General features: G+C 39.7%; 1 protein-coding gene. It reads left to right on the plus strand.

Going from position 1 to position 1,098, the window contains the following annotated elements:
* Positions 1 to 1,098, plus strand: a 1,098-nt coding sequence (locus AC1DUW_RS29985; protein WP_477644331.1) for an IS1182 family transposase, incomplete at both ends; no start/stop codon positions are given.

The following is a 1,098-nucleotide window of genomic DNA, read 5'->3' on the forward strand; positions in this document are numbered from 1 at the left end:
CCGCCCAAGTATTGATCCAGTTATTTTAGTTAAATTGACATTCATTCAATATACCTTCGGTATTCGTTCGATGCGTAAAACGATTGAAGAAGTTGAAACGAATATGGCTTACCGTTGGTTTTTAGGTTACGRTTTCCATGATAAAGTACCTCACTTCTCAACGTTCGGGAAAAATTATGAGCGTCGCTTTAAAGATACAGACCTGTTTGAACAGATTTTTTATCGTATCTTAATGACAGCTTCAGAAMGAAAGTTAATAAGTGCAGAGCACGTATTCGTTGATTCMACACATGTGAAAGCCAGTGCGAATAAGCGAAAATTCGAAAAGAAAATCGTTCGTAAGGAAACACGAGCATATCAAGGACGCCTTCAAGAAGAAATAAATCAAGATCGTGAAAAYMATGGAAARAAGCCTTTTCCACCGGATAAATTTGATAAAGAAGAAACCAAAGARATTAAAGAAAGTAMAACTGACCCTGAGAGTGRCTACTWTGTAAARGATGAACGAACAAAACAGTKTGCCTATTCATTTCATKCGGCTGCAGACCGCAACGGTTTTGTGCTGGGGACGATTGTAACACCRGGAAATACGCATGATAGTCATATCTTAGAGCCWCTTGTTGAACRAGTAATTGAGAAAGTTGGAAAACCTGAAGCTGTTGCCGCAGATGCAGCTTACAAAACACCAGCCATTACAAGCTACCTTTTTAGGAAAGAAATCACACCAGCTTTACCCTATACACGTCCACGAACAAAAGAAGGGTTCTTTCGCAAGCATGACTATGTTTACGATGAACATTTTGATTGTTATCTCTGCCCATCGGGCGAGATTTTAAAGTACTCAACAACAAATAAAGAGGGCTATCGCGAGTACAAATCACCCAAACACACTTGTGCGACATGCTCATCTTTATCACGGTGTACAGAAAGCAAAGACCACCAAAAAGTGGTGACACGGCATATCTGGCAAGCATATGTGGAAGAAGCAGATCATCTGCGTACTCATCAAGATGTAAAACCTATATATGCGAAACGTAAAGAAACGATTGAGCGTGTATTCGCAGATGCAAAAGAAAAGCATGGTATGCGTTGGACTAC

The organism is Peribacillus sp. P4_C12, from assembly GCF_056402095.1.